5 protein-coding genes are annotated in these 15999 nt (G+C 56.4%); all 5 read right to left on the minus strand.

The features are described 5' to 3' along the window. Positions 1-140 precede the first annotated feature (140 nt). Positions 141-1565, minus strand: coding sequence for a tail fiber domain-containing protein (locus tag AC3EMD_RS16545; protein WP_200617466.1), 1425 nt, complete (start codon positions 1563-1565; stop codon positions 141-143). Between the two features lie 61 nt (positions 1566-1626). Continuing rightward, positions 1627-14217 carry a TipJ family phage tail tip protein gene (gpJ, locus tag AC3EMD_RS16550; RefSeq protein WP_200617467.1) on the minus strand — a complete coding sequence of 4197 codons (12591 nt, stop codon included), beginning with the start codon at positions 14215-14217 and terminating at the stop codon, positions 1627-1629. A gap of 62 nt (positions 14218-14279) precedes the next feature. Further along, the gene (locus AC3EMD_RS16555; RefSeq protein WP_014228919.1) at positions 14280-14891 is read right to left on the minus strand and encodes a tail assembly protein; all 612 of its coding nucleotides are present in this window, start codon (positions 14889-14891) and stop codon (positions 14280-14282) included. A gap of 15 nt (positions 14892-14906) precedes the next feature. Then, positions 14907-15257, minus strand: coding sequence for a hypothetical protein (locus tag AC3EMD_RS16560; protein ID WP_021462612.1), 351 nt, complete (start codon positions 15255-15257; stop codon positions 14907-14909). 31 nt (positions 15258-15288) lie between these two features. Then, entirely contained in the window at positions 15289-15999 is a 711-nt protein-coding gene (locus AC3EMD_RS16565; RefSeq protein WP_017880253.1) for a C40 family peptidase, read from the minus strand.

Here is a 15999-nt window from a genome sequence, read left to right on the forward strand (position 1 = left end):
AAAAATAACACAACATCTGACCAGTAAAACTTTACTTGAACTTACTTATCGTTTACTGCAAATTATTCTGTGATGTACACAGCAATTAATGTCGTTTCAGTTGCCCCCGGCAAGTGCCTCCGGGGGATTTTTTATGCTCCTCAACTTTCTAGTGCGTCAACTCGCCTAATCAAATCCTGTACCACGGTCACCAAATCGGCAATGATTGCCGTGTAATCCACATTCATCACTCTGAATTTTTCACCATCGATCTCCTGCTCGATGCCGAGGAAGGTATACAAGTCGTCAACTTTTTCAGCCTGCTGGGCGATAAAGCCACGCCTCCGGCGCGTTTCGCCTTTCATATTGAACTCGCATACTCCCAGCGAGTTAATGCGCCTGCAGGCCCCTTCTTGAGGCTCCATGAACGCATCTTTCAGCCGGACATCTGAGCCGGTGGTCAGGACGTCACCCTTACCGGTGGAGATCGTGCCGCCAGCCCGGAAAATCCATGCATCGGTTCGCCCGAATCCGTCAGCGTACAGAACAAGTCGGTGTTCGGTGCCTACCTGCTCCTCCATGTACATTTGGACGTAAGCGCCATCCACGTCACCATACGCTCCTCGCCCTGCCATCAATGAGCGTACCGGATTGGAGGTCAGTTGCGTTCCGATGGCTGGGTTGGCTGGCATGGTCGATGATGCTGTGATCCTCCCGTCCGTTACCCAAAAACTTTGTACCTGCGCGTTCAGGCGGTTCTGCCTGTCGTGGATAAGGCGAGCGGTATAATCCGCACTGCTGCCGTTGTAGTGGAAGTCAATGTAAGGCGTGCTCATTGACAGCTCGATCGCCTGCGTCAGAACCTTCCCCTTTGACGTGTTATCGATGTTGCCGCCAGCTGATAACCCACCGGGCAAAGTCGTCTGGTTATCGGTCCCAATAACGAGGATGTCATCAAAGGTATCTGACGGTGACACAGTGGTCGCTCTTGAACGCTGAACTCTGAACGGTGTTCCCGAGCCAACGGCAATTGTCCCGCCTTGCCCCTGTTTTTTGAGCAGAGCCAGATCTGAGTTCTTACCGAGAATAAAACCGGCATTATCGCTGGTTATAACCTGCGAGCCGTCGAGTTTGTTTCCTCCGGTGAGTTTTGCCAGCGCGTTAAGATCCGATGCCTTCGCCATCCCGCCTATCGCCGGCACGGTTACCTGCTTTCCTGTGATCGGGTCAGTCAGGGTGATATTGCCGCTGCCGGTCAGGGCCATCGACCAGCCCTCCACCACACTACGCCAGAATGCAAATGCGCTGGCCAGCTGGTTAGCAAACGACGAGGTACTGGCGGTTTCAGCGGTAATAATGCCGTAACTGGCGCCGGAAAATGCGGTGGTGATATTCCGGGTCAGCGTCAGCAGCGTGTCACTGTCCACGGATTTGATCGCATACAGGTCAGCACTACCGCTGCGGTAGACCACCAGAATCGACCCCGGCTGTATCCCCAGCGCCACCTGTGCCCACTTTGTTGTCGCTCCTGTCACCCGCGCCTGAGATGCTGCGCCCGTGACGGTGCCGACTTCATACATCGCCATAATAAAGTTCCTCCTGGATGGTTATCCCTGGAAAAAGAAAAGGCCCCTTGCGGGGCCTCTGTTAGCTGAATGAGTTGCTGTTTGTACGGAACGCCGTGGCGGTGATGTTCTGGATCGAGCAGCTATAGTCAATCGAAGCATCGTTGCCGCGCGCCTTGATAAAGAAGCTGACATTGTTGTTATCAGCCAGCAGATCAGCAGCGAAGCGGAATTCCTGAGTGAAGTCACCAGACTGGAAACCGCCGGCGTTGGCAAAGAAGCGACGTGTTACTTCCTGCCCGCCAATGTTGAACGTGATATCAACGGAATACGACTGCTGAACATTGCCCGCGCCAGTGAGCTGGTAAACCAGTGTGCACGACAGAACAATCGTCATCCCATATCCACGGTTCTGGTATGCCCCGTTACGCTGAACAGTCTGGTTGCGGCGGAAAGCCATATCATCGTAGCGGCGAGCTACTGCGATATCACCGATAAATGACTGAGCTTCCAGGGTGCCTTTGAACTTGCCGCTTGCCGCCTCAATGTGACCACGGAAGATCCCATTGTTGAACTGCGCCCCACCATCCTTGTTGATGCTCCAGCCGCGTGCCCCGTCAACAAAGTCATCCGAGCGGATCTCTTTGCCGATCTTCGCGTTCGTGATGGAACCGTCCGCGATTTTGGTTGAGGTCAGGGAACTGTTTTTGATACGTGCCGTATCGATATACAGTTCATTGCCTTCGGCAATCATCACCGGCACTGCCGTCGCATTGTTACGGTTAAACAGCGAGAAGCGGTCGGCGTAGAGGATCATGTCGCTCGTTTCACCATTGCTGCCCAGCGTAATCCCCGCGCCAACATTCTTCCCGTTAACCGTCTCAACCTTCATCGACCACAGCGAACTCACCGTACCATTCACATCCGCCACGGTTTTGGCGGTGTTCTGAACGGAAGCGCTGAGATCCCCGACACTGGATGTCAGGGTCGTCTGCTGCGTTGCCAGCGCCTCCAGTGCCGTTGCATGCGTCTGCTGGGTACTGGTGATACTGGCCACCGATTTAATCGTGTTGTCCAGCGTCGTCTGGTTTTTGATGTTGGCGGCCGCCTGCGCGTCAATCTGCGACTGAAGCGAGGTATTCAGGCTGACCTGTGTGCTCTGGCTGTCGCTCAGCGTCTTCGCCATGTTATCGACGCGGGAGTTGGCGTTATCCACTTTCGTAGCCAGTGCCGTCTGCTGCTGCGCCTGGGCAGTGATTTTCCCTTCGGCATCCGTTACGCGCGCCGTCAGGCCACTCACGGCGCTCGCCGTCGCGTCAGAGGCATCCTGTGCTGCTTTCGCATCGGTAACATCCGTGATGACCAGATCGTCGATATACAGTGAATAGCCAGGGGTACCGTTGCCGGTGGCGCCACGGGTGGAGATCCAGACCACCGCGCGTGTTCTGCCCGCCCCGTTGTTACTGGCGATACCCGTGAATTTCACCCATTTATCGCGCGCGCCCAGAGATGCTTCGCTGACAGTGACCGCCGCCTGCCAGGCATTTTGCCCGGCAGCATTCTGTGACTGGATACCGACCAGCGTTGTCCACCCGGAGGAGGGCGCCTGATCCGCCGGCATCATGGCCCAGAACTCAAACCGGAACTTCGCGTCCTCACGGACTGACTGCCAGGTGCCAAGCTGTTTATCGCTGTTGCCGCCGTTGTTCTCATCCCGTCTCAACTTCAGGCTCTTATCGCCGGTGAATTTCTGAGACGCCACCACAACGGCGGTGCCGTTCCCGCCCAGCACCTGGCCATCGCTGTAGCTTTCAAACGTACCGTCAACCCACGGATTAGCTCCCTGAGTGCGGATGGTATTGATGGTGCTGGTCAGGGACGTGATGCTCTGCGACTGGCTGGTGATGGTGTTTTCCACCTGGCTGACGCGACCGGTCAGTGAACTCACCGCGGACGTGTCAGCCTTTTTACCCAGCTCAGTATTCATCGTGGTCAGGCTGTTCTGCAGACTGGTGAGCTGCTGCGACTGCGAATCCAGTTTACCCTCGGCAGACGTCATCCGGGTGGTCAGCCCGGTGACAGCGCTTTGCTCTGCTTTCTGACTGACCGCCGCATTTGTGACAGCCAGATCGCCGCTGAGTTTCGTCAGCTGCTGCGCCTGGGTGGTGATAGCCCCTTCCGCAGCGGTGACGCGGGTATTCATCTGAGAGATAGCCCCGGCATTAGCCGCGATATCCTTTTCATCCGTAACATCGAGGACATGGAAATCATCAAAATACATTGCCCCCGCGCTGAGGAAGGTTGTCAGCTGGAAACTGGCCGTCGTGGTCTTCGTGGCTTTCCAGTCAAACGTTACCAGTTGCCAGCCAGAACTAAACGGTCCGTAGTTTGAGCCGACCAGCAGGCCAGTGCTGTCGGCCACACGAAACTTCGTGTTACCCGCATCTTTAATCGTGGTCCCCGGGTCCTGCTTCGCCCATACCCCCATGCGGTAGGTACGGCCCTGCGTGATACTGATTTCCTGTCCGACCAGGTTCGACTGGCCGGCGGACATTTTCAGCGCCTTGTTACCCGAGTGCGGAACCTGTAAATCGGCCACCGTCGCGGTACTGCTCCAGCCGGTAAAGCCCGCCGCGCCGCGCTCAAAACTGCCGTTGACAATGAGGTTGCCCGGCATTTTCCCGCTGGCGTCAATATCCGCTGCCGTCTGGCTCAGGCTGTTACTCAGTTTCGTCAGAGAATCCCCCTGCGCACTGAGTGTTTTGCCCTGCTCCGTGACCTGGTTCTGCAGGGTGTTCATCGCGCTTGCATCCGCTTTTTTGTTCACGTTCGCATTCGTCGTGGCCAGATCGCTGCTGAGTTTTGTCAGCGCGCTGTTAGCTGCCGCGATGTCATTCCCCTGCTGCGTCACCGTGCCCTGCAGCTGCGTCACCGCTGTCGTGTCAGCCTTTTTACTCACCGTATCGTTTGTCGACCGGAGGCTGTTCTCCAGCGAGGTGGTCCGCGTGCCGATGCTGCTGAGCGTATCGCCCTGCTGGCTAACCGTGGTGGTCAGTGAATCCACCGCTTTTGCAGTCGCATCTGCGGTTTTCTGCGCACTGTTCGCCACCGTCACGTTACGCATATGCCAGTCGGCAGCGTACCAGACGGTGCCGAACGGGCTGCTCTGATTAACCTGCAGGAACGGCCGCAGCAAGCTGGTATCGGATGGCACCGTAAAGCGCCAGGTGGTTCGTTTCCACGCGGAGGTGGTCTTAGTGTTGCCCCCGGACGCTTTCGCTCCGATGCCACCGGTGGCGGTAGTAGCCCGACCGATATAGAAGTTAAAGTCAGCACTGCCGGTACCACACGCTACCAGAGCAGACATTTCGAAAACGTCGCCCGGTGTCACGGCGATATTGTTGATTTTTGGCACATGGTCTCGCCCGGCCAGCCGGACGGCATACCTGAACGGGCAGTCAGCCGGCACACCATCGGCGGTGGTCTCCACCACGTCATAACCCATGCGGTCATACGCCGGATCAAATGACGGGTTTGGAATGTAATCATCCCCGGCAGCATTCCCGGCGTTCACCGCCGCCGTCAGGCTGACGATGTTGCTGTTGGCTGCCGTGAGGCCTGCCTCGGTTTTCTCCACCCGGCCAGTCAGCGCGTTAAGCGCCGTCTGATCCGCTTTGGTGTTGACCTTATCGGTGGTGCTGCTCAAATCGCCCTGCAGCTTCGTGATAGCCTGCCCCTGGGAGGTGATTTTGCCTTCCGCACTGGTGACCCGGCTGGTGAGATCACTCACCGACTGCGCGCTGGCCTTTTGTGCCACGTTGTTGTTGGTGGTGTTCAGGCTGTTCTGCAGATTCGTGATGCTCTGAGACTGCGCGGTCAGTTGCCCCTCGGCATTCGTCACCCGACTGGTGAGGCTGTTAATGGCCGATGTGTTCGCGGTAATACCGCTGGCCGCATCATCCGGACTCGGTGACCAGTCGGTCATCACGGTCCCGGTTTCCAGCTGAGGGCGGCAGAGCCAGACTTCTTTGTCGGCAGATGTCGCGCTTTCCAGACGCGCGGCAATCAGCCGTTTGGTGCCACTGGTGGCAGGAATAACCCATTTCACCCAGTAACGCGCCCATGCGGTGGTCAGTTTCGTGACCGCCTTGCCGTCACCGGCCCCGCCTTTAACGCCCTGGCTGGTTTCCGTGGTGGTGGTGTTCGACGGGTTATAGAAATAACTCGCCATCTCCTGCCCGTCATAAGCCCCTTTCGCATAGAAGCTGAATACAAATTCCGTACGCCCGGTAACGTCCAGCGTCTGTTCATCCAGCTGGGTATAACCGGATGCACCTTTCGCCAGCCGGGTGTAGGCCACGCGGTCGCCCAGATAGGTCTCTGTGGCGTGGCGGCTGCTCCATCCTTCCAGTGTGTCCGCATTGCGGATAAGGTTGGTCCCGCCCACGGCCAGGGAGGAAAAGTTGTTTTCCAGGTTCGTCAGCGCGCTGCTTTGCGTGGTCAGATCCCTGCCATGCTGTTCAACGGTGTTCTGCAGGCTCTGCAGCGCCGTTGCATCAGCCTTCTTCGCCACATTGCTGTTAGTCGTATTCAGGCTGTTCTGCAGGCTGGTCAGGCTGTCTCCCTGCGATTTCAGGCTGCCTTCGGTAGCCGTCACGCGGGTCGTCAGATTCGTCAGCGCGCTGGCATCGGCCTTGCCGCTGATATCCTTACCAAGTTGAGTCACATCCGACTGCAGTTTCGTGATCGCGCTGCCCTGAGACGTAATATTCTTCCCGTTCTGCGTGACTGACGCGGACAGACTGGAAAGCGCCTGCGCATTCGCATCGGCGGCATCGAGCGCCGCTTTCGCATCGGTCACGTCAGTGATGATCAGATCATCAATCAGGAAGGCGTCACCCAGGCGAACTTTTGGTGTATTCGGGATGGAGATCCTCACCATTGCCTGTTTCAGTGCGGTTCGGTTGTTGGTCAGATAGCCACTGACCTTTGTCCAGTTGTCCACCGACAACTCGGAGACTTTCACGTTCAGGCCAGGCCACGACCAGCCATTGGCAGAATCCTGGAAGGAAAATCCTAGCACCATATAAACGGTCGGATCGGCGGTCGAGCCAGCCGGCAACTTAACCCACGCCTCCACGTAATAGACCGCATTATCGCGAACCTGCATACCAGAAAAGATATGGGTATCGTTATTATCCGTCGCGTTCGGGTTGTACTCCGTACTGCGCGTAACACGCAGGCTTTTGGTCCCGCTGTGCGCAGCTTCACTGGTGATAACAGCGCGGGCATTACTGAGAACATCGCCGACGGCATAGGATTCAAAACTGCCGTCCGGCAGTACATTGGCTCCCCGTGTTGCCTGTTGCTTCAGCGATGTATTCAGCCTGGTCAGGCTGTCGGCCTGGCTACGGATATCCTTTTCAGTCTGGGTAACCCGGTTGGTCAGTGAACTGACCGCCGACGCATCAGCCTTCTTCGCCACATCGCCTTTGACCCCTTCCAGCGCGTTATTCAGCGCCGTGATGGATTGCCCCTGTGATGTCAGGGTGTTCCCCTGGTTCGTCACCGTCCCGGTCAGAGACGAAACAGCATCGCTGGTCGCCTTGATGTTGGTTTCATCGGTGATATCAAAAACCCGGACGGAATCGAGCCAGATTTCACCGTTTGTCGGATGAGAATAAAGTTTGAAGTTCTGCCCGTCCGCGCCGGCAGCCGTCAATCCGGTTTCCCAGGTGATGGTTTGCCAGTCAGTGGTCAGCGTGACCGTTTTATCCTCATACGTACTGTCCGTCTGGCCGATTTTGTTCTGGCGACGGATCAGCAGACTCATCGCGCCGGAAACACCTTTGGCCTTCACCACCACGCGGTACTTGCGCTGGCCATTCAGCGGCACCGGCTTGTTGTTGTTGGAGAAGATCCCCGGACTGGTGTTAGTCGTCCGGTTCAGCCGGACCCCCGCTTTCCCGTCCCCGAAATCGCCAAAGGTCACACCGGCTGGATACTGAATATCCCAGGCCGTGCTGCCCTGCAGAAAATCAAAGTTCGGGATCAGGTTGTCGCCAGCGTTGCGGGTGGCCGTCAGCACATTCGCCAGATTTGTCAGCTGCTGGCTCTGTGTGGTCAGTTTCCCTTCCGCCTCTGTTACCCGGTTATCGACCGAAGTCAGTGCCGTTGCATCGGCCTTCTTCGACACATTGCTGTTGGTCGTGTTCAGGCTGTTCTGCAGGTTCGTCAGCTGCTGGCTTTGCGAGGTGATAGCCCCTTCCGCTGTGCTGACCCGGCTCGTCAGTCCGGTAACGGCGCCGGCGGTGGCATCGATGTCCACCCGGTCGGTAACGTCAGTGACGTAAAAATCATCGAAGTAGCGGCTGCCGCTAATCAGATAGTTGCTCAGCGTCACCGGCAGGCTGGCTGTCTCCGTCGCTTTCCAGCGACCGGAAACCAGGGTCCAGTTTGTCCCCACCGTGCCGCTGTTGTACGGACGCTCAAAGACCGGCTGGCCGGCAGAGTTACCGATCCGCAACTTGTTGTTCCCCGCGCCATTATCCGTCGTCGCTCCGGGTTCCTTGACCCACACCCCGATTTCATAGGTTCGCCCCTGAACAAACGGGATGTATTGCCCCGGAGACACGCTCCCCGGATCAACCTTCAGCGCCCGCGTCCCGCTGTGAGGAGCGGAAACCTCCACCACACTGGTCGCGGTTGACCGCCCGGTATAACCATCCAGCCCGCGTTCAAATGATGGATTCACGACCAGGTTACCCGGTATCTGACCGCTGGCATCGATATCTGCCGCAACCTGCGAGAGACTGTTCGACAGATTCGTCAGCGAATTGCTCTGGCTCTCCAGCGTTTTACCCTGCTGCGTCACTTTCGTGTCGAGCGTGGCCAGCGCAGTCGCATCGGCTTTCTGCGCCAGCGCTTTATCGGTATTCGCCAGATTTCCGGTCAGTTTCGTGATGGCGCTGTTCGCAGCAGTCAGATCGTTGCCCAGCTGTGTGACGGTATTGGTCAAATCCTGCACCGCTGTCGCATCAGCCTTTTTGGCCACTGCGGCATTGGTGGTTGCCAGCCCGTTTTCCAGCTGGGTTGTCCGGTTGCCGGTCGAGGTCAGCAGATTACCCTGTTGCGTCACGGTGGTGGTCAGCGAGTCAACCGCCGCCGCCGTGGCATCCGCAGTATCCTGAACCTTTTGCGCCGCTGTCACATTTCGCATATGCCAGTCCGTAACGAACCATACGGTGCCATACGGGCTGTTCTGCGAGATCTGCAGGAACGGGCGGATATAACCCCTGTCCACCATCGCCTGCGTGACCTTGAAGCGCCAGGTGGTTCTCTGCCAGGTCGCGGAGGGGGATTTCCCGCCACCCGCCATGAGTGGCGCACCGGTGCTCGTATCTGGCCGAACGGCGGTGCCAACATACAGATTAAAATTCGCCGTGCCGGCGCCGCAGGCAACCAGTGCGCTGATCTCAATCACATCGTTAAGCGTGGCCGGGAACGCGGCAAAGTTAGGATGGTGATCCCGGCTGGCAATTCTGGCCGCATAACCATACGGGCAGCCAGGAGGGACCTCCTCAGCCGTCGTGGATACGACGCTAAACCCCATCTGGTCGTAAGCCGGGTCATATGTCGGGTTGGGAATTAAATCTCCGCCTGATGCGTTTCCGGCCCGTACAGCGGATTTCAGCGAGGTAATGTTGGCGTTAGCAGCCGTCAGCCCGGATTCCGTCTTCTCCACTCGTCCGGTTAGCGAGTTCATCGCCGTCTGATCCGCTTTGCTGGCCACGTTCGCGTCTGTCTGCGTCAGCGCATTCCGGAGTTGGGTGATGTTCTGCGAATTGCTGACCACATCGTTGCCAATCTGGCTGACATTCGAGCTGAGCACGCCGCCTGCGTTTGCCAGCGCGGAAACCCCGAGACCGGAGTACATCTCAGCAACCTTGTCTGACAGCTTCAGGCCCAGGTTGATATACGCCTGGCCGGTCCACTGATTCACCAGAAACTCAACGGTGTTCCAGCCGGCTTTCAGTTCAAAACTGACGGTATTCCAGCTGGCGTTACCCCAGGCGACCTGAACCCCATTCACAAATATGGCGCCGGTATCATCAAAAACCCTGGCGCCGGGCGCCAGTGTGATGGTGGTATCTGCGGCCACTTTCACCTGGCAGGAATACAGCGCGATCAGATAGCTGCCGGCGGACGTAAAGTCCAGTTTGGCCGCGTCGGCCACCTCATCCACTACCGTTGGTGCCACAGCGCGAACATCGCTGAATGACGGGACTGTCCCGGCGTTAGCCAGTTGCACCGGATAGATCCGACGGGACCAGCGATTCGGCTGGCCATTGACCAGTTGATTCGACAGGCTGGTGATGCTGTCAGTATTGCTGCGAATATCCTGCCCGTTTTGCTCTACCTGCTGCGTTAAGGCAGTGACCGCAGCCGCTTCGGCTTTCTTCGCCAGCGCGGCATTTGTCGTGCCCAAATCGCTCGTCAGTTTCGTGATGGACTGACCCTGGCTGGTTATCCTGTCACCCTGCTGGGTAACAACAGACTGCAGCCCGCTCAGCGCCTCATTAGTACCAGCCAGGCCCGTTTCCGTCTGGCCAACCCGGTTAGTGAGCGATGTTAACGCGGCGCCCTGCGATGTCAGCGTGGCGCCCTGTTGCTCAACTTTCTGCGTCAGGGACGTCAGCGCGGCTGCATCGGCTTTTTTCCCGAGGCTGGTTTCCAGGCCACCGATACGGCTCGCCTGCGCGCTCTGCTCTGTCGTCAGAGAACTCAGTTCACCAGAAACAGCAGCTTTGTTGTCGTTAAACTGCGTCTGCAGGGACTCTCTGGCCTTAACTTCCGCCGAGATGGCGGTAACGCGTGCGGTTTTTTCCTGGTACAGCAGCCCGGAGGTGACTTTCTCCAGATCGCTCCCATCATAGGAGCCACGCATCTGCGCCGCCAGCGTGCTGCGTGCCTGCGCTTCGGCGGTCAGCGCGTTACTCAGCGTACTGCGCACATCCTGCAAAGCCGCCGTACTGGCGCCGGGTGCTGGCCGGCCAACGGCGATCCAGTCGAATTCGATAAAGTTGCTGGCATCCTGCTGGTTCGTCAGGTCCAGGCGAATACGATCAATGTTCCCTGTCCACGGAATATCACGCACCGTCAGGGTTGCCACCCCATCGGCATATTCCGGCTCAGCAACAATGTATCGCTTCGTGTTATTGAAGTTTTCGCCGGCAGACACCCAGCGGATCTCACCCGCCCAGACTGGTTTGCCGGTTTTACGAAAGCGCAGCATGATGAAACGGTACGCCGCACCATTGACAGCCAGCCCGCCTGGAGAGGTAATGTACGGATCGGTGGCGCTGTCCGCCGGGCGTAACCAGCCATCCTGTGACACACCCGGTACGCCGGCGCTGCCGGTCCAGCCCTCGGTCGTCTGATTGTTGAAATGCCAGATAACCTGCGAATCGAACTGGATATTAGCGCCGGCAGCGAGGCTGGACATTTCCCGCGCCAGATTTTCATCGGCGGTCTTCATCACCTGAGTCAGGCTCTCGATACTCGCCTCAATCCCCTGCGTTGCCGCCAGCAGTTCATCAGCGGCCTGTGACGCCTTCGCGTTAACATCGGCGATACGATCCGCGGTCTCCTGCTTCACCGCATTGGTCAGCGTGGTGTTGACCTGAGACAGCGACTGCTTCAGGCCATTTTCGGCAGTCTTTATCTGCGCATTCAATGCGGCATCGCCGTCGGCCAGCGTTTTGCTGACCCTGGCAATCTCCAGGTCGATGGTGGCGTTGATTTCCGCAGCCGTATCGGTGACTGACTGTCTTACCTGGGTGATGCTGTCGGTCAGCGACTTGTTCACAGTTGCGATCTGCTTGTTCGCATCTGCGACGGCGGATTTTGCCTCCTGAACGCCTTTGTTTGCCTGAGCCAGACCAGAATCGAGAGCCTCATTGACCGAGGTGATCTCATCCGTGATGGTTTTATTCACGGCGGAGATCTTCCCGTCAACATCAGCCGTGATGCTTTTCGCCGATGCATCAATATTCTGGCTGACCTGCTTCGCCTGGTCTTCGGCTTCCTTACGCAGAGCTTCAGCGGTCTGCTCCAGTTCCTGCTGCGTATTGCGGATACCTTCCTGTGTTTCGCTAATGGTGCGCTGCGTTTCCTCCCAGGCAGCCGTATCCTTGATCGCGTCGGTCAGGTTTTCGTAGTAGTCATCAAAGTTATCGCTGGCCATCCCCTGGACCCAGCCGGTCCACGGGCTTTCATTGCCAAGACGATCCACAAGGCGCGCCCGATACCAGAATTCTGCGCCCATACTGAGGCCCATCTGCTGATAGCTTTTCCCCGGATAGGCCACGTCTGATAACGGCATCGGCGCACTGCCGTCCTGATTTTTGCTGTACTGTAGTTCCGTGCGCAGCGTATCCCCGGAGCCGGTCGGGAACTCCCAGCTAACCTGGACCCCATGAACCAGAGAACGGGTTGCCAGCGCCAGCGGTGCCAGCGGCTCGCCGACCTTGCCGGTCAGGGTTTTCTCTTCGGAATACGCCCAGCCGCTCGAGATCTCCGCCGCATTTATCGCGCGGACGCGAACCAGATAACGACCGGCATAAATGCCGCTGACCTCAAACGAGGTGGTCGAGCTGCGCGGCACATTAATCCAGTTCCCGTCGTTACGGCGCCACTGTGCCTCGTAGGCAATAGCGCCGCTGACAGCTGACCAGTTAACCTGCATCGTTTCGACGCTGATCCCCTGATTCACGACCGAGCGGGATGTGATGACAATATCGTCAGGAGGTGACTGGTTGCCCGCCGGCAATACGCTAACCGGGCGCTGGTCGATAATAGCGCCGGTATCGATGCGGGCGAATTTATCCGGGTCATGTGCCACGCCGGTGATCGTGAGGGTGGCATCGCTGTTCTCTTTTACCCCTGTAACCCGGTACTGCTGCAGGAAGAGGTCATCGGATTCAACGGCCCAGACGCATTCCCGTTCTGGTGTCTCACTGTACGCCGTTGTGACCGTAATCTGCCGGCGCCCGTTAACAGCCTGAATGGTCCGGCTCTGTGAGATACCGGATGGCAGGTTTAGCTGGAGACGGTCGCCAGGTTTGGCATCCACATCACGATCCAGAGTAATCACCCGGCCATTCACCGCGCTGATTCGCCCGCCGTTGACCCGTCCGGCCAGCAACTCATCCGCCAGGGCAATGATATAACCGGGTTGAGGAATGCGACCGTCCAGCCCCACATCAAACTCAACGACCCGGTCTTTGTTGTTGGTCAGTATGCCCCACAGCCCCTTACGGTGGGCTTCGCTCTGGCGCGTACAGCCAATCGCGGTCATTTCGAGCTGGTTAAAACTGTAGCGGGAAACCAGTTCCGGGATAAACGCCGGCTCCATTGCATCAGCATAAGCATTATCCGGATCAGACCAGGAAACCAGGGCGTTGGTGTACCGAACCTGGCTGCTGCTGCTCGAATAACGGGGTTTGCCGACAATATTGGCGCGCGTATAGGTAAAATCGACATCACGCGGCATATCAGCCTGCACAACAATCTGCTCACCGTTCCAGCAGGTCATGCCCCGGAAAATGGCGGCAAAGTCTCGCAGCACGGTGTAAGCATCGTTGCGTTCCTGGACGTAGACGTTACAGGTATAGCGCGGCTCCATGCCGTCACCACCGCGCCCGTCAGGAACCAGCTGATCGCAGTACTGTGCAATCTGGTACAGCGTCCATTTCGAAATATTGGCGCTGCTCAGACGATTACCGAGACCAAAACGGTCAGCTGTAACAATGTCGTAATAGATCCAGGCCGGGTTATCCGTCCAGGCCCATTTAAACCCGCCGGTCCAGACGCCGGTATATTCGCGGGTTTCCGGATTGTAGTTATCCGGCACACGAATCACGCGCCCACGCGGCTCACAGGAAATTTGCGGAATGGAGCCATTAAACTGGCTGGAGTCGAACTCGATATAAAGCAGCGCGGTGTTGGGATAACGCAGCTTCGCGTCAATCACTTCGGTATAGCTCTGCAGCGTCATCACGTCGCCAACTTTGACACTGTTTGCATCCGGAGAGATTTTACGCAGGCGTAGCGTCCAGGTACTGCCGGCATGGGGCAGATCAATACGATGGCTCCGCTCATAACCGGAGGTGGTTTTACCCGTGACAGCGGTTTCCAGCACCGTCTGCCAGGCGCCACCGTCGGTCTGCAGGTCAATCGCATACTTGACGGTACTGCCCACCACGTCGCCGTCATCTTCCTGTTTCATCAGGGACGGCCATTTCAGGCGGACACGAACGGCAGAAAGCTGGGTATTAGTAAAGGTATGGGTCCAGGCTGTCTTGATGGAAACTCCCGTTCCTACACTGATTTCATTTTCAGTACCGGGAATACCCTGAATATAAGTCTGAGCCTGCGTGCCGGGGCGAAATTCCCAGGACACGCCACTGAAGTTTTGCGAACCATCAGCATTTTCAAGCGGGGTGCCATCAAGATAAATATCTTTCCCGGTTAAACCACCTGCAAATTCACCCTCACCTAATGCGAGCAGAATTTTGGCTTTTGCAACGGACTGTAAATCATCCGGCTGTTCCGTCGGTGTACGCTGCTTTGAGCCGCCACCCTTGCGCCCTTTAATTATGTTATTTGCCATATTACGCCCATAAAAAAAGCCACCGCAAGGTGGCCTGAATTGGATGGTTTACTGAATAAAACTTATTGCTGGTCTTCTACGTAAATACCGGCAGATATAATGGCGCCGCCAATTCGGCGTTTGCCATAAAGCAAAGGGACCGGGTATCCCTGAGAGGCAGTGTTCGTCACGCCCCCAAAGGCGTAGGACGCTTTATTGTCAGCGGATTCTTTTCGTGCCAGGCCAGCTGGCTGTGGGGAAAGCATCTGAACGACGCCGCCGAGCATCATGGCGCCGCCAGCCAACCCGACATTCCACGCAGTACCTGCGGCTAAAGCACCGGCGCCGGCAGGTCCAAGCATAACGGCAGCAGCTATGATTACTGCGCCAAGGATAGTCTGCAATACCCCTGCTTTTTTACTGCCAATAACAACAGGGACTATTTTTATAGTTTCATCATTAACAGGATAAGAAAAATCATTTAGCCCTATGTTTTTCCCGTTCTTGAATATCGCAAAAGTCAATCCTCGTTCTTTCGCTTTATTCATGAACATTTCAAAGCCACTGATCGTACAGCAAAGCGCCTGAATAGCTTCATTTGTAGTGGCTACTAGGCGCTTATGTTTTTTACCAAATCGCTTTCCTAATTCACCGCTCAGCTCAATATTAACCATTGACTCCTGAACTGTAATCATAAAACCACACCTTTTTTATATGCATGATTTGATCACCGATTTCATTTCAGCGCTTCTTCTGGCATTTTGAGAGAAGTAAATAACTTTACTTTTCCCATCTTGGTCAGGAATCACATCTGCAACCCAAGTATATACGTCTATATAGACAGTCTTACCGTTTTTATAAGGCTGAATATATACCGGGACAGGTCCTGTTAGAAAACTTTTTTCCTGCCAGCCTGATAAAATGCACTCAGAAACATCATTCACATTCTTATTCGAATGAAATATTTCTTCCGGACCACTCTGACGGACTTCCGAAGGTGACTTACAACCAGTAAGAATGAATGCCCCGATAATAATCGGCAATGCTAAAATAATTTTCACTAATTCATCTCCTTTTAAAGAAGACGAAATATTAACATAGAGACTTATACCGAACGACCTTCATCGTCCTTTCCATCCAGTACCCACCATACGGCACGCGCTTGCTGAGATGGCCATACAGGTGATGCAGCAGCAGGTTCCCTTCCAGCAGAATCCCGGCGTGGTTCCACTTATCCGCCTGCACCTGCATGATCACCATATCACCCGGTTGCGGTGGACCATCAAACTCACGGAACCCGCATTCATACCAGCAGTCCTGATAAAAATTGTCCGGATACTCCTTTTCCCACCACGGATAATCGACGCGGTAATCGTGCAGCTCGATGCCGTGGGTTTGCCGAAAATAGCTCATCACCAGGCCCCAGCAATCGTAGTGACCCAGCACGAATGGTCGCTCGAGGAGCGGCAACTCACCACGCGGGTGGATGGTACGGAGATCGCCTTCTGGCCAGCTGATAATATGCCAGGGGAGAAGGGTCGCGTCGCATTGCGCTTTATCCAGTTCGCTCGGCTGGGTGGTGGCATCAGGATGGCTGTGAACAATACCGGTGATCGTTCCCCATTCCTCAACCTCCGCATAATCCTCCGGCGCCAGCACAAAATTATCTTTCGACTCTGTGGCCAGGTTCCGGCAGGGGAAATAACGCTCCGCTCGGCCCCTCTGGGCGACGAGGCCGCAGGCCTCGCGCGGATATTCTGCGGCCGCATGTTCCTGGATGGCCTTAATCGTTTTCTGACGCAT

The organism is Klebsiella sp. PK18 (assembly GCF_057784655.1).